We start from the raw sequence: 18602 nt of genomic DNA, 5'->3' as shown, positions 1-18602 counted from the left end.
GGAGCACTCTCATGCATGACGACCGCACCCTGGTCGAATCCCGCCTCAAGCGCGTCCTGGACGAACGGATCCGTCCCGCCGTGTACCCGGAGTCCGTGCCGCTGGAGGTGGCGGTGTGGACGGCGCCCGGCGAACCGGTGCCGGTGGAGGAGGGGATCGCCGCCCCGGCGGAGCCGATCGAGGTGGGCGCGCGCTGGGGTGCTCCGTGGGGCACCAGCTGGTTCCGGGTCACCGGGACCGTTCCCGAGGCGTGGGCGGGCAGGACCGTCGAGGCCCTGCTCGACCTCGGCTTCGACGAGAACATGCCGGGCTTCCAGTGCGAGGGGCTTGTCTACCGGCCCGACGGCACCCCCGTGAAGGGCCTCAACCCGCGCAACCAGTGGGTCCCGGTCGCCGCCCCCGCCGAGGGCGGCGAGCGGGTCGACCTGCGCGTCGAGGCCGCGTCGAACCCGGTGATCCTCGACTACCACCCCTTCCTGCCCACCCGGCTCGGCGACCGGGAGACCGCGGGCGACGAGCCGCAGTACCGGCTCGCCCGGATGGACCTCGCCGTCCGGGACGAGGAGGTGTGGAACCTCGTGATCGACCTGGAGGTCCTGGGCGAGCTGATGGCCGAGCTCCCGGTGGACGCGCCGCGGCGCTGGGACGTCCTGCGCGCGGTGGAGCGCGCCCTGGACGCCGTCGACCTCCAGGACGTCAACGCCACCGCCGCGGCGGCCCGCTCGCAGCTGCGGGAGGTGCTGGCGGCGCCCGCCGTGCCGTCGGCGCACCGGATCAGCGCGGTGGGGCACGCGCACATCGACTCCGCCTGGCTGTGGCCGCTGCGCGAGACCGTGCGCAAGGTCGCCCGCACGACGTCCAACATGACCGCGCTCATCGAGGACGAGCCCGACTTCGTCTTCGCCATGTCGCAGGCCCAGCAGTGGGCGTGGGTGAAGGAGCACCGGCCGGAGGTGTGGGCCCGGGTGAAGAAGGCGGTCGCGGACGGCCGCTTCGTCCCGGCCGGCGGCATGTGGGTCGAGTCCGACACGAACATGCCCGGATCGGAGGCGATGGCACGGCAGTTCGTCCACGGCAAGCGCTTCTTCCTCGACGAGTTCGGGATCGAGAACGACGAGGCGTGGCTGCCCGACACCTTCGGCTTCGCCGCCGGACTCCCGCAGATCATCAAGGCGGCCGGCTCCAAGTGGCTGCTCACCCAGAAGATCTCCTGGTCGCAGACGAACACGTTCCCGCACCACACCTTCCGCTGGGAGGGGATCGACGGCACCCGCATCTTCACCCACTTCCCGCCCGTCGACACCTACAACTGCTCCATGAACGGCCGGGAGATCGCTCACGCGGCGGCCAACTTCAAGGACAAGGGCGTGGCCCGGCACTCCCTCGCCCCCACCGGCTGGGGGGACGGAGGCGGCGGCACCACCCGCGAGATGATCGCCAAGGCGGCGCGGCTGCGCGACCTCGAAGGCTCCGCGACCGTCGTCTGGGAGACCCCCGAGGCCTTCTTCCGCAAGGCCGAGGCCGAGTACCCCGAGGCCCCCGTGTGGGTCGGCGAGCTGTACCTGGAACTGCACCGCGCCACGCTCACCAGCCAGGCGCAGACCAAGCGGGGCAACCGGCGCAGCGAGCACCTGCTGCGCGAGGCCGAACTCTGGGCCGCGACCGCCGCCGTCCGCACCGGGTTCGCCTACCCGTACGAGGACCTGGACCGCATCTGGAAGACGGTGCTGCTCCACCAGTTCCACGACATCCTGCCCGGTTCGTCCATCGCCTGGGTGCACCGCGAGGCCCGCCGCACCTACGAGCGGGTCGCCGCCGAACTGGACGCCGTCATCGACGCGGCCCAGCGGGCCCTGGCCGGCGAGGGGTCGGCGCCGCTGGTGTTCAACTCCGCCCCGCACAGCCGCGACGGGGTCCCGGCCGGCGGCGCGCGGACGGCGGCGGTGCTCGGGGAGACCGGTCTCGTGCCCCGGACGGACGGCGGTTTCGTCCTGGACAACGGTGTGCTGCGCGTCGAGATCGACGACCGGGGACTCGTGGTGTCCGTGTACGACCTGTCCGCCGACCGGGAGACGGTGGCGCCCGGCCTGGCGGCGAACCTGCTCCAGCTCCACCCCGACTTCCCGAACATGTGGGACGCCTGGGACGTCGACGCGTTCTACCGGAACACCGTCACCGACCTGACCGACGCCGACGAGGTCGTGCCCGGGGAGGACGGCGTCTCGGTGCGGATCGTCCGCTCCTTCGGCGACTCCAAGGTCGTGCAGGTGCTGTCGCTGGCCCCGGGCGAGCAGCGCCTGGACATCGACACCGAGGTCGACTGGCACGAGACGGAGAAGTTCCTGAAGCTCGCCTTCCCGCTCGACGTGCACGCCGAGCGGTACGCCTCGGAGACCCAGTTCGGGCACGTCCACCGGCCCACCCACACCAACACCTCGTGGGAGGCCGCCAGGTTCGAGGCGTGCAACCACCGCTTCGTGCACATCGAGGAACCGGGCTGGGGAGTCGCCCTCGTCAACGACGCGACGTACGGGCACGACGTCACCCGGACCGTCCGCGACGGCGACCGCGGGACGACGACCACCGTCCGGGTCTCGCTGCTGCGCGCCCCGCGCTTTCCCGACCCGGAGACCGACCAGGGCGTCCACCGCTTCCGGCACGCCCTGGTTCCCGGCGCCGCCATCGGTGACGCGGTGCGTGAGGGCTGGCGTGTCAACCTGCCGGTGCGGAGGGTGGCGGGCTCCCAGGAGGTGGCCCCGCTGGTCGGCGTCGGGCAGGACGCCGTCGTGGTGACGGCCGTCAAGCTCGCCGACGACGGCAGCGGGGACGTGGTGGTGCGCTTCCACGAGTCGCGCGGCGGCCGGTCACGGGCCACCCTCACGATGGGCTTCGCGTTCGAGGACGTCACGGTGACGGACCTGCTCGAACGGCCGCTCGCCGACGCCGTGGAGCCGGAGCGGGACGAGGCGCGCGTGCGGGTGTCCCTGCGGCCGTTCGAACTGGTGACGCTCCGGTTCCGGCGGGCCTGAGCCCCGCCGCTCCGCGCGGCCGTGCCGGGGCGGCCGACGCCCCTGCGACTCCGCCCGCGCCCGCCGCGCGGGCGGAGCGCGCCGGCACGCGTGCCGCACCCGTGCACGCGTGCCGCACCCGTGCACGCGTGCCGCACCCGTGCACGCGTGCCGCACCCGTGCACGGGTGCGGCAGGGCGGCCCGGGCGCGGACCCGCAGGGCCGCGCCCTTGCCGGGGCTCGCCTCCCGGCCGGTCCGGCGCGGGCGCCGCTCAGCGCGCCCGCCGCGCGGCCGGTGCCAGCCGGGTCGGCGGAAGGACGTCACGGACCGGGGTCCGGTGCCAGCACGCGCCCGTCTCGCGCAGCTCGCGCCAGGTCGTGTACCGGTAGCGGAAGAGGCGGGCCCGCACGAAGCGCGGGGGGCAGCCGGCCGGGAACGGCGAGCGGCGCAGCAGCCGCAGCGTGTCCCGGTCGTTCGTCAGGAGCCGTTCCACCAGGCCGCCGAACCACTGCTCCGCGTAGGCGGGGGACAGGGCCGCGAACCACATCAGCCAGTCCAGACGCAGGTGGTACGGCGCGAACTGCCGCGGCCAGTGCCGCGGGTCGCCGGGCTTGCCGCGGAACTCGTACTCCCGCCAGCCGGTGTCAGCGTGCGGCACCTCGTCGCTGGTCCCCTCGATCACCACCTCGTGCCGCACCCGGCTGACGCTGCCGAACGCCCCGTAGGAGTTGACCAGGCGGAACGGGTCGAAGGAGCGGTTCATGACCTGCCGGCGGGAGAGCATGTTGCGCACCGGGCGGACGCTCAGCGCCAGCAGGACGGCGCAGACCGCGAGGACCACCACCTCGTACCAGAGCGGCGGCGCGGCCGTGCGGGGCGCGGTGCCGGGGGTGCACACCGCGGTCACGGCGAGCGCGATCGTCGTCCAGTTCAGCCAGGAGAAGTTGCCCGACAGCACCAGCCACAGCTGCGTCGCGATCATCAGGCAGGCCGCGCCGGTCGCGAGCGGCTGGGGGGTGAACAGCAGGAAGGGGACGACGAGTTGGGTGACGTGGTTCGCGGCCGTCTCGACGCGGTGCAGCGGTTTCGGCAGGTGGTGGAAGAACCAGCTCAGCGGCCCCGGCATCGGCTGGGTCTCGTGGTGGTGGTCGAGGCAGGTCAGGCGGCGCCAGCAGGGATCGCCGCGCATCTTGATCAGCCCCGCGCCGAACTCGACGCGGAACAGCAGCCAGCGCAGCAGGAACAGCACGGCGACCGGGGGCGCCACCTCGTCGTTGCCGAGGAGGACCGCGAGGAACCCCGCTTCGAGCAGGAGCGACTCCCAGCCGAAGGCGTACCAGGTCTGGCCCACGGTGACGATCGACAGGTACATCGCCCACGGGACGAGCCACAGCGCCATCGCGGCCCACAGCGGCAGATACCCGTCGACGCCGGCGGCCAGCGCCGCCGACACCCCGCAGCCCGTCCACGCCCAGGCGGCGAAGAAGCGGTCCGAGTAGGCCAGCCGGAACACGCTGGGGGCGTCCCGGAACCGCACCCGGCGCACGTACCGCGGCACCGGCAGCATGCCGTGCTCGCCGATGAGCGCCCGGAACTGGAGGGCGGCGCCGAGGAACGCCACGACGTACAGAACGGCCAGACCCCGCTGGAACACCAGGCGGCCGATCCAGTAGTCGGGTGCGACGAACCACTCCACGTCGGTCGCTCCTCTCCTCTCCATTGTGGCCTCGGCCCCGGGCCCCGGGACGATCCAGGCACCGGCCCGCGGCCCGCGGCGGGAACGCGGTGTGCGGCGCCACCGCCCGCGGCGGGACCCGGGCCTCACCGGGCACCTCGGCGGCCGGGAACGGGGACCCGGCGGCACGGCACGCGGTCCCGCCGCCCGGTCCCTCCCGGCCCGCCGGCCCCGTTTCCGGACGCTGCCGAGTGCTGTCTGTCCCGCGAGCCCGGACCCCCCACGTGCGGCGCCCGCCTCCACCGCACCCCCGCGGCACGTCACGCGGACGCCGCACCCCCTCCGGGCCCCTCGCCGGCCGATGGCCGCGCCCCACCGGTTCCGCCGCCCGTCCCCCGGGCGGAGGGCTCTTGCGCGTTCTTCGCCGCGGTCCCGCCGGAAGGGTGCCCGACCGGCCGCGGGGCCCGCCGGTACCGGCACCGGGGGAGTGCGCCGGACGCGCGGACGCCCGGGGCGGGGGAGCCCGCGAGCGGGTTTATCCGGAACCCGACCGAGGATGCTCCAGAAGTCGAATAATCGGGCAATTGCTGGCAAGGTGGGCGCATGGTTGATCGGGGAGCGAGCGCCCTGTCACTCCCGGACGACTGGCCCGCCCACCCGGATCCGATCCTGGCGCTCAACCGCATGGGCAGCTTCGACTGGGACCTGGACACCGGTCTGATGCACATGGACGCCCAGGCCCACGAGGTCTTCGACGTGCGCCCGGACGAGTACGACGGGCACCCCTCCACGCTCGCCATGCGGGTACCGCCCGCCGAGGCCACCCGCCTGGACGCGCTGGTCAGCCAGGCCCTGAAGGACGGCAGCGAGAACTACGGCGCGTACTTCCGCATCCGCCGCCGGGACGGCTCCGCGCGCTGGACCCACACCCAGGGGTACATCCGCCGCGACGAGAGCGGCCGGCCGCGCCGGATCGTCGGCCTGGTCCGGGACGCGACCGCCGAGCTCGGCGACGCCGCGGCACGCCGCGAGCAGGCCGCCCAGGACGAGGCGCGGCGCCACCAGACGAACGTCGTGCAGCTCACCACCGCCGCGCTCGCCCACGCCGTCACCGTCCAGGACGTCATCGACGTCCTCCAGGACACCCACGGGCTCACCCATCTCGGCGCGACCAGCCTGGTGATGGGCCTGGTGGAGGCGGGCCGCATCCGCATGGTCGCCACCGGCCCCGTGGACAGTTACGTGCCCGGCACCCGCGTCACCCGCCTGGACGCGCAATACCCCATGAACGAGGTCGTGCGCACCCTCGCCCCGCACTTCATCGAGTCACCCGAGGAGTTCGCCGAGAAGTACCCGCTGCTGTGGCCGAACATCACCGGTCTGGACATCACCTCGGCCGCCTATCTGCCGCTCATCGTGCAGGCCCGGCCGATCGGTGCGATCGGCCTCCTCTACAACGACCGGCGCGGCTTCTCGGAGGATGAGCGCAACGTCCTGGTCGCCCTCGGCAGCAGCATCGCCCAGAGCCTCCAGCGGGCCATGTTCTTCGAACAGGAGAAGGACCTCGCCCAAGGGCTCCAGCAGGCCATGCTGCCGCGCTCCATCCCCAGCGTGCCCGGGGCCGACATCGCGGTCCGCTACCGCTCCGCCTCGCTGGGCCGTGACATCGGCGGCGACTGGTACGACCTCATCCCGCTGCCCGGCGGCCGGGTCGGCGCCGTCATCGGGGACGTGCAGGGCCACGACACGCACGCCGCCGCCGTCATGGGCCAGCTGCGCATCGTGCTGCGCGCCTACGCGGCCGAGGGCCACACCCCGGCCACCGTGATGGCCCGTGCCTCCGTCTTCCTCGACGAACTCGACACCGACCGCTTCGCGACCTGCCTCTACGCCGACATCGACCTGTCCACCGGGGTGGCCCAGCTGGTGCGGGCCGGCCACATCGACCCGCTGGTCCGGCACACCGACGGCACGTGCCGCAGGCTGCCCGTCGACGGCGGGCTGCCGCTCGGCCTGTCCGCGGAGTTCCAGCGCCTGGAGTACCCCGTCGCCACCATCGAACTCGATCCGGGGCAGACGCTGCTGCTGTGCACCGACGGCCTGGTGGAGGTGCCCGGCGCCGACCTCGACGACGGCATGCACACCCTCCGCGAGGTGATCCGGATCGGCCCGCGCGACGTCGACGACCTGGCGGACCGGCTCATCGACATGGCCGAGGAGCGCGGCGGGGACGACGACGTCGCCCTGCTCCTGCTGCGCCGCCGCGGCCGGGGCGACCAGCGCTCCGGCGGCCGGCTCCAGCAGCACGTCGCCCCGGGCGACCCGGAGGCCCTGGTCGAGGCCCGGCACATGATCAGGGCCGCCGTGCGCGCCTGGGGCGCGGGTGAGCGGGCGGACGAGATCGAACTGGTCGCCGACGAACTCATCACCAACGCCCTCATGCACACCGAGGGCGCGGCCGTGGTCACCCTGCGCGTTCTGACCGGGCCCGACCGCCGGCTGCGCGTCGAGGTCGAGGACTCCTCCAGCGCCCTGCCGCGCCGCCGCGAGGCCGGGGACTCCGGTGTGTCCGGCCGCGGCCTGCTCCTGGTCGACCGGCTGACCGACGTGTGGGGGGTGGAGGCCCGCGGCGGCGGCAAGGCCGTGTGGTGCGAGTTCGTCGTCCGGGACCGGGACGTCCGGGACCGGAACCGGGACTGAACCCCCGCTCCGCGGGACCGGCGCCCCGCGGAGCCGCGCCCCGCGGGGCGCTCGCCGCCACCGCTCCGCCGGCCCGCCGCAGCGGTGGCGGCGCCGGCGCCGGATGGCACCCTGGACGTATGCCGGAACTGCCCGAGGTCGACGCGCTCAAGGACTTCCTCGCCGACCACCTCGTCGGCCGCCGGATCGTCCGGGTGCTGCCCGTCGCCGTCAGCGTCCTGAAGACCTACGAACCGCCCCTGTCGGCGCTGGAGGGACGCGAGGTCACCGCCGTCCGCCGGTTCGGCAAGTTCCTCGACGTCGACGCGGGCGGCACCCACCTCGTCACCCACCTGGCCCGCGCCGGCTGGCTGCACTGGCGCGACACCCTCCCCGACGGCCCGCCCCGCCCCGGCAAGGGGCCGCTCGCACTGCGGGTCGCGCTGGAGACCGGCGAGGGCTTCGACCTGACCGAGGCGGGGACCCAGAAGCGCCTCGCGGTGTACGTGGTCGCCGATCCGCGCGCGGTCCCCGGCGTGGCCCGTCTCGGCCCCGACCCGCTCGCCGGGGACTTCGACGAGGAGCGCTTCGCCGGACTGCTCCGGGGAGAGCGGCGTCAGCTCAAGGGCGCGCTGCGCGACCAGAGCCTGATCGCCGGGGTCGGGAACGCCTACAGCGACGAGATCCTGCACGCCGCCCGGATGTCGCCCTTCAAGCTCGCCTCCTCCCTGACCCCCGAGGAGACCCACCGCCTGTTCGAGGCGCTGCGCGTCACGCTCGCCGAGGCGGTGGAGCGCTCCCACGGGCTGGCCGCCGGCCGGCTCAAGGCCGAGAAGAAGAGCGGGCTGCGGGTGCACGGGAGGGCGGGGGAGTCCTGCCCGGTGTGCGGCGACACCATCCGCGAGGTGTCGTTCAGCGACTCCGCGCTCCAGTACTGCCCCACCTGCCAGACCGGTGGCAGGCCACTGGCGGACCGGCGCATGTCGCGCCTGCTCAAGTAGCGCGCGGAGCACCGAACGCGGGGCCCGGTCACGGGGCCTTCAGGGTCACCAGGTGCTCGCCGTCCGCGGTGCGGACCTCGAACCGCCCGATCTCGCCGCTGCGCAGGGCCGCGCCTCCCCGCATCCGCTGGGCGGCGCCGTCGTGCGGCGGGACCATCCAGCTGGTCACCGTCTCCTCCGTGCCGTCCTTGCCGACGGCGACGAGCCGGCAGGAGCGGGGACCGCCCGGGTCCTTGACCCGGACGTCCACGTCGGTTCCCCAGACCCGGTCGGTGGTGGTCACCTGCGCCCACACGCCGGTGTCGGCGTCCGTGGCGGTGACGCTGCCGTCCCGGGGGCCGGCCGCGGTGATCCGGTGGGCGGGGGCGTCGTGGGCCGCGACCGCGACGATCGCCGGGCCGCCGGCCGCGAGCACCACCGAGGCCGCCACGGCGTACAGGAGGCGTCTGCGGCCGGCCCGGTTGCGTGCGGTCACCTCCGCGAGCAACCGGTCGAGCAGCCGCGGCCCGGGGGCGGCGAACGGGTGGACCGTGCGCGGCGTCGAGCGGCGGTACAGCATCAACTGCCGGGTGGCGGGGCGGAACTCGCTCACGTGCGCCGTGCAACGAGGGCACTCCATGAGGTGGTCCTCGAAGCGGAAGGCTTCCGCCTCGTCGAGCACGCCGAGTGCGTAGGCGCCGACGTCGCCATGCCGTTCCAGGGACCTCATACCGAATACCGAATCCTCGTGGCGATGGTGCGGACTGTGAGTGGTGCTGCTGTTGCCCACAGGTACGCACCAAACCGCCGAATCATTCAAGCCCCGCCGGGGATTCGCGACGCAGACATTCGGAGCGCCGGTGCCCGCGGATTGGTCCGGGGCGAGGAAATGTTCCGGACCGGCGGGGCGGGCCCTCCCGGCGCCTGCTCAGAAGAGGTGGATGGCCAGGTGTCCCAGGGGAAGTCCCAGCCGCCAGGCGGGGGTCCACACCTGGGGGGCGTCGTCCTCGCCGGGGACGGGGCCGCCGCCGGGCACCGCGTCGAGGTCGGGCGCGAGCAGTTCGGTCTCCTCCAGCCAGCGCCACGCCGTCGCTGCCAGGTCCAGGTCCGCGTCCGGTGCGGCCCCTCCGGCGGCCCGGGCCGAGCGCAGGGCCAGGTGCTCGCGCACCCACTCCTGCCAGGGCTGGTCGTAGGCGGTCAGCGAGAGCCAGGTCTCCAGCTGGGTGATCACCCTGATGCCGGAGAGTTCGCCGCCGCTGTCGGACAGGAAGATGGTCAGTGCCAGGGCGTCGCGCCCGGCGCGGAACTCGAAGGACGTCGGCGGCATCAGGTCCCCGGTCCGCAGCAGTTCGTCGGCGATGTACTCGGCGTACAACCAGGCCATGGGAACGGTGAGTTCGCCGCCTCCGGTGCCGTTCGTGCTCTCTTGCCCTCTGTGCGGCATCCCTTCCTGCCTTCCTCCGGTGCGTGCGCGTCGCCCGACCCCGGGCCCCGGTCCGGAACACGGATGAGGCAAGCTGAGTGCTCAACCATGGTCATCGGCAAGGCGCTTTACGGAGGCTTGACCCGGCCTTCCGTTTCACCGCAGGTCGGCCGCGTATCCGGGAAGGACCCGGCGCAGGGCGCGCAGTGCGTAGTACGCGCGGGACTTCACCGTACCCGGCGGGATGCCCAGCGCCGCGGCGGCCTCCGCCACACTGGCCCCCTGGAAATACACCAGCACCAGGACTTCACGGTGCTCGGGAGTGAGTGTCTTCACAGCCTCCCGTACGTCGAGCGTGGCCGCCGACCGCTCGGCGTGATCGGCGCAGACGCGCGCGGTGTCGAGGACGGCGTCCCCGACCTCGGGGGGCCGGGCCTGCCGGGCCCGGCGCGCGTCGATGGCCAGCCGCCGTCCCACGGTGAGCAGCCAGGGGCGCACCGACTCGAAACGGTCGGCCCGCAGGGCCTCGGGATGCTGCCAGGCGCGGACGAGGGTCTCCTGCACCAGGTCCTCGGCGCGCTGCCGGTCGCCGTCCGACAGGCGCAGCAGCAGCGCGAAGAGGGGGCGGCCGTGCTCGCGCTGCAGCGTGGCCAGCTCGTGCTCGGCGGTCGTCCCGCCCGGGATGGTGGTGGTTCCGGCCGTCATGGCCTGTATGGCAGCGCGCTGCGCTCCGCACGGACAGGCCGCGGGCACGCCCGTGCGGTGGGCGGTCGAAGCCGTCGGTGAACGGTGCGCCGAACGGTCCGCCGGCTGGAAGGCCGCTGCCGGCGGGGCCGCGGCCCCGCCCCCGGGCGGCGTCCCCCGACGGGCGGGCCCGCGGGCGCCGAACGGGCGAGCCGCGGTGGTGCCTCCTTGACCGCCGGACGCCCGGGAACCTGAAATCGCCTCAATTAGTAATCAAATACGACTGAATGGGGCCGGGCATGATCACACGTGGACGACAGATCAACCTGGCCGTCGCGGCCGTCCTCATCGCCACGGCGGCGGCCTGCCAGGACCAGGACCCGGCCGGCCACCGCCGCGACGGTCAGCACGCCCCCGGCGCCGCCCGGCCGTTCACCCTGGTCGCCACCGGCGACGTCCTGCCGCACGACTCGGTCGTCGAGCGCGCCGGCGCCGACGCCGGAGGCGGCGGGTATGACTTCCGGCCCCTGCTGGCCGCCGCCCGCCCCCTCGTCTCCGGTGCCGACCTGGCGATCTGCCACCTGGAGGGCGTGTACGGCACCGACGCCCCCACCACCGGCCGGCCCGACCTGACCGCCCCGCCCCAGCTGGCCGAGGGCCTCGCCGCCACCGGCTACGACTCCTGCGCCACCGCCTCGGACCACAGCCTCGACGACGGCGCCGACGGCATCCGGCGCACCCTCGGCGCCCTGGACCGGGCGGGTGTGCGGCACGCCGGATCGGCCCGCACCGAGGGGGAGGCCGACCACGCCGTCCTGCTGCGGGCCGGCGCCGCCCGCGTCGCCCACCTCGCCTACACGGACGGCACCGGCGGCCGTCCGCTCCCGCAGGGGCAGCCCTGGGCCGTGCGCGGCATCGACCCGGACCGGATCGCCGCGGACGCCCGCGCCGCCCGCGCGGCGGGTGCCGACGTGGTGGTGGTCTCGCTGCACTGGGGAACCGCGTGGCAGGACCAGCCCGACGAGCGGCAGCTGAGCCTGGGCCGGCGGCTGACCGCGTCCCGCACCGGGGGGCGGCCCGACGTCGACCTGGTCCTCGGCGCCGGCGCGCACGTCCCGCAGCCCTTCGAGAAGGTCAACGGCACCTGGGTGGTGTACGGCACGGGCGATCAGGTCGCGGGCGCGATGACCAACGGCGCCGGCGTCCAGGACCCGCGCGGCAACCAGAGCGCGGCCGGGCGCTTCACCTTCGTGCCGCCGGCGCGGCCGGGCGGGCGCTGGACGGTCGCGAAGGCCGAGTTCGTCCCGCAGGGCTTCGACGTCGACGCCGGCCGGGTCCTCGACCTCGACGCGGCCCTGCGCAGCGGCGCCGCGGTCGGCGCCGCCCGCGACCACATCCGGGACGTCGTGCTGAGCCGCGGCGCGGCCGGGGACGGACTGGTGCCGGGGAAGTAGCCCGCGGCGGCCGCGCCGCGGCCCCGGCGCCGCGGACCGCGACCGGCTACGGCACCACCGTGACGGGCCACCGGCCCGCCTTCACCAGCCGGATCGCCACCGACCCCACGATCCGGTGGCCCGCCTGCTCCGAGGCGCCCACCACCACCGCGTCGGCCTTCAGTTCGTCGGCGGCGGTGACCAGGCCGCCGTACGGATCGCCGCGGAAGGTGTGGAACTCCCAGCGCACGTCGAATATGTCCTTCACCCGCTCGGTCGCATCGCGGATGTACCGGATCAGGTCCTCGGCGATCTCGTCGGTCGTCTCCGCGACCGGCACGCCGAGCGCCGCTCCCGCCGCCATCACCGGCTGGACGTAGACCACCGCGAGCAGCGCCCGCTGCCGCCGTGCCAGGCCGCCCGCGTAGGCCGCCGCCCGCAGCGAGGAATCGGAGCCGTCCACCCCGACGACGATGACCTTCGGGCCGTCGGTACCGCGCTCGAACCCCTGTACGTGCTGCTCATCCGTCACGGCAGCGAGGTTAGCGGAACGCGCAGGTCCCACGGGCGCGCGGGTGGTCGCCGCCGACCGCTCGACGGGCGGGGAGGCGCACCCCTTCCTAGAGTCGGAAGCATGAGTTCCACCGCGGAGGCCCGCCGGTCCAAGGACACCGCCGCTCCGGCGCGCCCGGCCCCGGGCGGTCTCCTCGCCAAGGTGCCCGAGGGCTTCGGCACCTTCTTCGCCGTCATCGGCCTGCTCTGCGCCGTCCTGGCCTTCATCGCCCCGCTGCGCCGGGCGCTCGGCCCGGTGACGCGCTTCCTGGACCTGCTCGTCATCCCGGTCAGCGCCAACCTCGCCTACGCGGTCTTCCTCTTCCTGCTCGCCGCCGCGACGGCCGCCCGCAAGAAGATCGCCTGGTGGCTGGTGGTCGTCTACCTCGGCCTGCTCGTCCTCGCCGACCTGCTCGGCGTCGCGGCGGGCCTGTACGCCCAGTCGGTCCCCTCACTCGTCGTCTGCGGACTGCTGCTGGCCCTGCTGATCGTGGCCCGCCGCGAGTTCTACGCCGACTCCCGGCGCGGCGCCGTCCGGCGGGCCCTGCTCGTGCTGGTCGCCGGACTGGCGGTGGCGATCCTGGTCGGCTGGGGCCTGGTCGAACTGTTCCCCGGCACGCTGCCGCACAGCCAGCGCCTGGTGTGGGCCGTCAACCGGGTCCTCGGCGGACTGGTGTCCGCGGGGTCCTTCGACGGCCGTCCACCGCGCTGGCTGTTCTTCGTGCTCGGCCTGTTCGGCGCCCTCGCCCTGCTGAACGCCGCCGCCGCCCTCTTCCGTTCGCAGCGCATGGTGGCCGCCCTGCACGGTGACGAGGAGGCCCGCATCCGCGCCCTGCTGCGGGCCTACGGCGCCGACGACTCCCTCGGCTACTTCGCCACCCGCCGCGACAAGGCCGTCGTCTTCTCGCCCAGCGGCAAGGCGGCCGTCACCTACCGCGTCGAGGCCGGGGTCTGCCTCGCCAGCGGCGACCCCGTCGGCGACCGGGAGGCCTGGCCGCACGCCATCGACGCCTGGCTCGACGCGGCGCGCCGCCACGCCTGGGCACCCGCCGTGATGGGTGCCTCCGAGGAAGGGGCCAAGGCGTACGCGCGAGCCGGCCTCGGAGCCCTCCAACTCGGCGACGAGGCCGTCCTGCACGTGGCCGACTTCGACCTCGGCGGCCGCGACATGCGCGTCACCCGCCAGGCGGTCAACCGGGTCAGGCGCTCCGGGGCCACCTGCCGGGTGCGCCGGCACTCCACCCTCACCGACGCCGAGATGGAGGAGATCGTCGGCCGCGCCGACGCCTGGCGCGACACCGAGACCGAGCGCGGCTTCTCGATGGCGCTCGACCGGCTCGGCGACCCGGAGGACGGCGACTGCCTGCTCGCCGAGGCGATGGACGCCGACGGCAGGCTGCTCGCCCTGCTCTCCTTCGTGCCCTGGGGCCGCGAGGGCATCTCCCTGGACCTGATGCGCCGCGACCGCGGCGCCCCCAACGGCGTCACCGAGTTCATGGTCGCGGAGGTGTGCGCGGCGGCCGGGAAGTTCGGCGTACGGCGCGTCTCCCTCAACTTCGCGGTGTTCCGCTCCGTCTTCGAGGAGGGCGCCCGCATCGGCGCGGGACCGGTGCTGCGGCTGTGGCGCCGGCTGCTGCTGTTCTTCTCCCGCTGGTGGCAGCTGGAGGCGCTGTACCGCTCCAACGCCAAGTACCACCCCGAGTGGTATCCGCGCTTCATCTGCTACGGCGACACCGGCGCCCTCGCCCGCATCGGGCTGGCGTCCGCCATCGCCGAGGGCTTCGTCTCCGTGCCCTCGCTGCGCTCGATGTGGGGCAGGGGCCGCTCCCGCGGCGGGCCCCGGCCGGCCACCACGGCGGGGCTGCCCTCGCTGGCCGACCTCGGTCTCGGCGCTGAGGACGGGGCCGAGCCCGGCGACCCCGCCGACGCGCTGCCCGACCAGGTCCGGGTGCGGCACCGCAAGCTCGACCGGCTGCGCGCCGAGGGCACCGACCCCTATCCGGTCGGCATCCCGCCGCGCACCCACCTGCTCGCCGAGGTCCGCGGCGGCGAGGACGTCACCGTCGCCGGACGGGTGATGCTGGTGCGGGACTTCGGCGGCATCCTCTTCGCCGTGCTGCGCGACTGGTCCGGCGATCTCCAGCTCGCCCTCACCCGCGCGGAGTCCGGCGAGGCGCTCGACCGCTTCCGCCGGGTCGTCGACATCGGCGACCACATCACCGCCGACGGCCTCGCCGGCGCCAGCGACCGGGGCGAGCCGACGGTGTTCGCCACCTCCTGGCGGCTCACCGCGAAGTGCCTGCGCCCGCTCCCCGACAAGCGCAAGGGCCTGGCCGACCCGGAGGCCAAGGTCCGCCGCCGCTATCTCGACCTGGTGTCCAGCCCCGGCGCCCGGGACGTCGTCCGGGCCCGCTCCACCGCGGTCCAGGCGCTGCGCCAGGGGCTGCTGGAGCGGGGCTACCTGGAGGTCGAGACCCCGATGCTCCAGCAGATCCACGGCGGCGCCAACGCCCGGCCGTTCACCACCCACATCAACGCCTACGACCTCGACCTCTACCTGCGCATCGCACCCGAGCTGTACCTCAAGCGGCTCTGCGTGGGCGGGCTGGAGAAGGTCTTCGAGATGGGCCGCACCTTCCGCAACGAGGGGGTGTCCTACAAGCACAACCCCGAGTTCACGATGCTGGAGGCCTACCAGGCCTTCGCCGACTACGACGTGATGCTCGACCTGGCCCGCGAGCTGATCCAGGGCGCGGCGACCGCCGCGTTCGGCGCACCGATCGCCCGCAAGGACGGCACCGAGTACGACATCTCCGGGCCGTGGCCCGTCAAGACGGTCTACGGCGCGATCTCCGAGGCCCTCGGGGACGAGATCGACGCCGACACCTCCGTCGAAGCCCTCCGGCGGCTGTGCGACCGCGCGGGCGTGCCCTACGTGGACGACGACGGACGCGGCGACATCGTTCTGGAGATGTACGAACGCCTGGTCGAGGAGAAGACCCTGCTGCCGACCTTCTACAAGGACTTCCCCACCGACGTCTCCCCGCTCACCCGGCAGCACCGCACCGATCCGCGTCTGGCGGAACGCTGGGACCTCGTCGCCTTCGGAACCGAACTGGGCACCGCCTACTCCGAGTTGACCGACCCGGTCGAACAGCGCCGCCGGCTCACCGAGCAGTCGCTGCTGGCCGCCGGGGGAGACCCCGAGGCGATGGAGCTCGACGAGGACTTCCTCGACGCCCTGGAGTACGCCATGCCGCCCACCGGCGGGCTCGGGATCGGCGTGGACCGGCTCGTCATGTTCCTGACCGGGCTGACGATCCGGGAGACCCTGCCGTTCCCGCTGGTGCGCCGCCGCTGACGCCGCGGAAATGGTCCAGCCGGGTGCTTTCACGGGCCCGTGGCGGTGTTGCTCAGCCGGGCGGGCCCTCCGCCGGGTGACTGATTGGTCATGAAAAAGGATCAGCTGATCACCCGACGCAAGGCGTTGATCGCCGGCGCCGCGGTCCTGGGGGCGGCCGGGGCCGCGGGCACGGCCCGGGTCCTGACCGCCGACCCGGCCGCGCAACCGGTGCGGGTGCCGCCCCGCTCCGGCCCCCCGGCCGCACGCGCCCTCAAACCGTCCGCGTACCGGCTCCGGCCGATCACCGGGTACGGCCCGCCGCGGGCCGTACCCGGCAGGACCGCGGTGCGCCACGAGCCGTTCCTGCGCATGGAGGGGCGGGGCCGCAGCATGGTGCTCACCTTCGACGACGGCCCGGACCCCCTCTACACCCCCGACATCCTGCGCACCCTGCGCGAGTACGACGTGCGCGCGATGTTCTTCGTGTGCGGGGAGATGGCCGCGGACAACAAGGACCTGCTGGGCCGGATGGCCGACGACGGGCACATCGTGGGCAACCACACGTGGACCCATCCGCTGCTCACCAAGCTCTCCCGCTCCGCGATCCGCTCCGAGATCGAGCGGACGAGCAAGGTCGTCAGGAACGCCTACGGCGAGTCGCCGGCCTGGTTCCGCGCCCCCTACGGCGCCTGGAACAGGGCGACCTTCCAGATCCAGGCCGACCTCGGCATGGAGCCGCTGGCCTGGACGATCGACACCAACGACTGGGCGACCCCGGGTGTCCGGTCGATCGTCGGCACGGTCGAGAAGGAGGCCGCCCCCGGCGTCGTCGTCCTCTCGCACGACGCGGGCGGGAACCGCTCGCAGAGCGTGAAGGCGCTGCGCCAGTACCTGCCGTACCTGCTGGACTCCGGCTACCACCTCACCGTGCCGCGCCGGACCGGCGTCTAGCTGCGCTGACCGGAAAGGTTCGCCGGTGAACCTTTCCGGTCAGGGCACTGGCCGGCCCGCACGGCGCCGCCGGGCCCGCGTGAGGGAACGCGGACCCGGCGGCGGGGGAGGGGCGTCGGGGGCCGGGTGGGGGTCCGGAGGGGCCGCACGGCCCGGCGGGCCGGAGGAGCGGAACCGCGCAAGCCGGGCCGGCGGGAAACGCAGGACGTCCCGCCGGCCGGCCTTCCCGGACGCCGCCGCACCGGGCTCCGTCCGGGCGGCCGGGAGGCGCTCAGCGCGTCTCGACCATCTTCGCGAACACCACCACGTTCCCGTCGTACCCGTGCTGCTTGGAGAAACCGCCGCCGCAGGTGATGACGCGCAGTTCCGCGGTCCCCTTGCTGTTGTAGACGCGGTCTCCGGGGAAGTCGTCCTTGGAGAAGACCTCGATGCCGTAGATCTCGAACACCGCGGTCTTCCCGTCCTTGCGGAGAACCTCCACCCGGTTCCCCTTCTTCAGGGCGCCGAGGCCGTAGAAGACGGCCGGCCCCTGCATGTTGTCGACATGGCCGACGATCACCGAGGTGCCCTTCTCGCCGGGCGAGACCGCTCCGGTGAACCAGCCCGCGAGGTTGGGGTCCTCGGGCGGCGGCGCGGCCACCCAGCCGTCGATGTCCAGACCCACCGGCATCACCGGCGCGTCCACCCGGATGGCCGGGATCCGCACCCGGTCGACCACGGAGTACGGCAGCGGGTCCGGCGTCCGGGCGAAGGCTCCCGCCGTCGCGTGGGTGTCCGCCGCCGCCGCGGAGGCGGGCTGCGGGGGCCCGACGTCGAACTCACCGGAACCGTTCCGGATGAGTGCGAGTCCGGTCAGCAGAACAAGCGCTATCACGCCCCAGGGAGCACGCTTCCTCTGCCGCTCCTCCTCTTCGGCCAGTTCGGACGCAGACATTCGCAATCCCCTCTCGACGCGGCCGTCGCCGCGTCAGTCGCGCATAGGGGCACGCTAGGCGCAGAGCGGCCGACGGGCGACGGGAGACGGGCGAACGGGTGGCGGCCCGGACGCCTCCTCGGCCATCCGAGTTGCCACGACCGGGAAATTTCTGACGGTGTGTGACCTGCGGCGATAGCCGATTACGCGGAATTCCCCCGGCGTGTCCTCTCACCGGTACGGACCAGTCCCGACATGCGCCCCTGTGCGGGGCGTCTGAGGGTCTGTCTGGGAGGCGCTTTCTCGCCGATCCACCGGGGACGGTTCCCGGGGCGTCTCCGCGGAGGATCACATGCGCAACTCACGTGCCCTGGCGGTGTCCGCCGCCGCGGTCGCCGCCGTGGGGCTCGCCGCTCCGATGGCCGCGGCGTGGAACAGTCCCAGCAACATCGTCGCCATGCCCAGCGTCATCGCCCGCGGCGGTCAGCTGACGGTGACCGTCGACGGCTGCTCGCGCGGCGGCACCATGACGTCGCCCGCGTTCCGGCAGGCGCGGCTCAAGCCGCTCCTCGGCGCCCACAACGAGACGTCGAGCGGAACGGCCACCATCAACCACGACGCCCGGCCCGGCTCGTACGACATCACCGTCAACTGCCAGGGGACCGGGTCACTGACCCGCCCCGCGGCCTTCACCGTCATCGGCGGCACCCGCGGCGGTCTCGGTGGCAGCAGTTCCACCGGCGCCACCCCGACCGACATGGCGATCGGCGGCGGCCTGGTGGCCGCGGCCGCCGCCGGCGGCGCGGTCTTCTGGATGCGCCGCCGGTCCGAGAAGCACATCTGAGCGAACGGCCCGGCGGCGCACGGCCCCGGCCGGCCCGCGGCCACCGGGCGGACCGCACACGGAACGGTGCTTCGCCCCGGATGCTCCCATGATCCGGGGTGAGGCACCGTCCCGTG

Annotated in this window: 13 protein-coding genes; 7 read left to right on the top strand and 6 right to left on the bottom strand. The window is 74.0% G+C overall.

Annotated features, from left to right (window positions below):
• The first annotated feature begins 11 nt into the window (after positions 1-11).
• A complete protein-coding gene (locus tag ACGFS9_RS11725) occupies positions 12-3029 on the top strand; it encodes an alpha-mannosidase (RefSeq protein WP_393252402.1) in 3018 nt (1005 codons plus the stop codon).
• A gap of 251 nt (positions 3030-3280) precedes the next feature.
• On the opposite strand, the gene ACGFS9_RS11720 is transcribed toward ACGFS9_RS11725, so the two are convergent.
• Positions 3281-4705, bottom strand: a complete 1425-nt coding sequence (locus tag ACGFS9_RS11720) for a lipase maturation factor family protein (RefSeq protein WP_393252401.1) — start codon at positions 4703-4705, stop codon at positions 3281-3283.
• A 582-nt stretch (positions 4706-5287) separates the two neighbouring features.
• Between ACGFS9_RS11720 and ACGFS9_RS11715 the strand changes: the two genes are divergently transcribed.
• Both ACGFS9_RS11715 and ACGFS9_RS11710 read left to right on the top strand, forming a co-directional pair.
• On the top strand, positions 5288-7384 hold the full coding sequence (locus ACGFS9_RS11715) for a SpoIIE family protein phosphatase (RefSeq protein WP_393252399.1): 2097 nt from the start codon (positions 5288-5290) through the stop codon (positions 7382-7384).
• Positions 7385-7503: 119 nt separating this feature from the next.
• Positions 7504-8364, top strand: coding sequence for an Fpg/Nei family DNA glycosylase (locus ACGFS9_RS11710; RefSeq protein ID WP_393252398.1), 861 nt, complete (start codon positions 7504-7506; stop codon positions 8362-8364).
• Positions 8365-8392: 28 nt separating this feature from the next.
• On the opposite strand, the gene ACGFS9_RS11705 is transcribed toward ACGFS9_RS11710, so the two are convergent.
• The 3 genes from ACGFS9_RS11705 to ACGFS9_RS11695 form a co-directional block, all read right to left on the bottom strand.
• Positions 8393-9073 (bottom strand): anti-sigma factor family protein, encoded by a 681-nt coding sequence (locus tag ACGFS9_RS11705; RefSeq protein ID WP_393252396.1) that lies wholly within the window; start codon positions 9071-9073, stop codon positions 8393-8395.
• 198 nt (positions 9074-9271) lie between these two features.
• A complete protein-coding gene (locus ACGFS9_RS11700; RefSeq protein WP_393252395.1) occupies positions 9272-9787 on the bottom strand; it encodes a hypothetical protein in 516 nt (171 codons plus the stop codon).
• Positions 9788-9922: 135 nt separating this feature from the next.
• Complete coding sequence (locus ACGFS9_RS11695; protein ID WP_393252394.1) at positions 9923-10471, bottom strand: sigma-70 family RNA polymerase sigma factor; 549 nt, start codon at positions 10469-10471, stop codon at positions 9923-9925.
• Positions 10472-10749: 278 nt separating this feature from the next.
• Here ACGFS9_RS11695 and ACGFS9_RS11690 point away from each other — a divergent pair, with 278 nt between their 5' ends.
• Positions 10750-11904 (top strand): CapA family protein, encoded by a 1155-nt coding sequence (locus tag ACGFS9_RS11690; protein ID WP_393252392.1) that lies wholly within the window; start codon positions 10750-10752, stop codon positions 11902-11904.
• A 46-nt stretch (positions 11905-11950) separates the two neighbouring features.
• Here the strand turns inward: ACGFS9_RS11690 and ACGFS9_RS11685 are convergent, their stop codons facing one another.
• On the bottom strand, positions 11951-12415 hold the full coding sequence (locus ACGFS9_RS11685; protein ID WP_393252391.1) for a universal stress protein: 465 nt from the start codon (positions 12413-12415) through the stop codon (positions 11951-11953).
• Positions 12416-12517: 102 nt separating this feature from the next.
• On the opposite strand from ACGFS9_RS11685, the gene lysX reads away from it, so the two are divergent.
• Both lysX and ACGFS9_RS11675 read left to right on the top strand, forming a co-directional pair.
• Entirely contained in the window at positions 12518-15796 is a 3279-nt protein-coding gene (gene lysX, locus ACGFS9_RS11680) for a bifunctional lysylphosphatidylglycerol synthetase/lysine--tRNA ligase LysX (RefSeq protein ID WP_393252390.1), read from the top strand.
• A gap of 90 nt (positions 15797-15886) precedes the next feature.
• Complete coding sequence (locus ACGFS9_RS11675) at positions 15887-16729, top strand: polysaccharide deacetylase family protein (protein WP_393252389.1); 843 nt, start codon at positions 15887-15889, stop codon at positions 16727-16729.
• 271 nt (positions 16730-17000) lie between these two features.
• Here ACGFS9_RS11675 and ACGFS9_RS11670 read toward each other — a convergent pair whose 3' ends face one another.
• Entirely contained in the window at positions 17001-17663 is a 663-nt protein-coding gene (locus tag ACGFS9_RS11670; RefSeq protein WP_393252388.1) for a class F sortase, read from the bottom strand.
• Positions 17664-17994: 331 nt separating this feature from the next.
• On the opposite strand from ACGFS9_RS11670, the gene ACGFS9_RS11665 reads away from it, so the two are divergent.
• The gene (locus ACGFS9_RS11665) at positions 17995-18486 is read left to right on the top strand and encodes a hypothetical protein (RefSeq protein WP_393252387.1); all 492 of its coding nucleotides are present in this window, start codon (positions 17995-17997) and stop codon (positions 18484-18486) included.
• Positions 18487-18602: the final 116 nt, after the last annotated feature.

Source organism: Streptomyces sp. NPDC048566 (assembly GCF_043199735.1).
In the GTDB taxonomy this organism is placed as follows: domain Bacteria; phylum Actinomycetota; class Actinomycetes; order Streptomycetales; family Streptomycetaceae; genus Streptomyces.
This window is presented reverse-complemented; position numbering and strand designations above follow the sequence as displayed.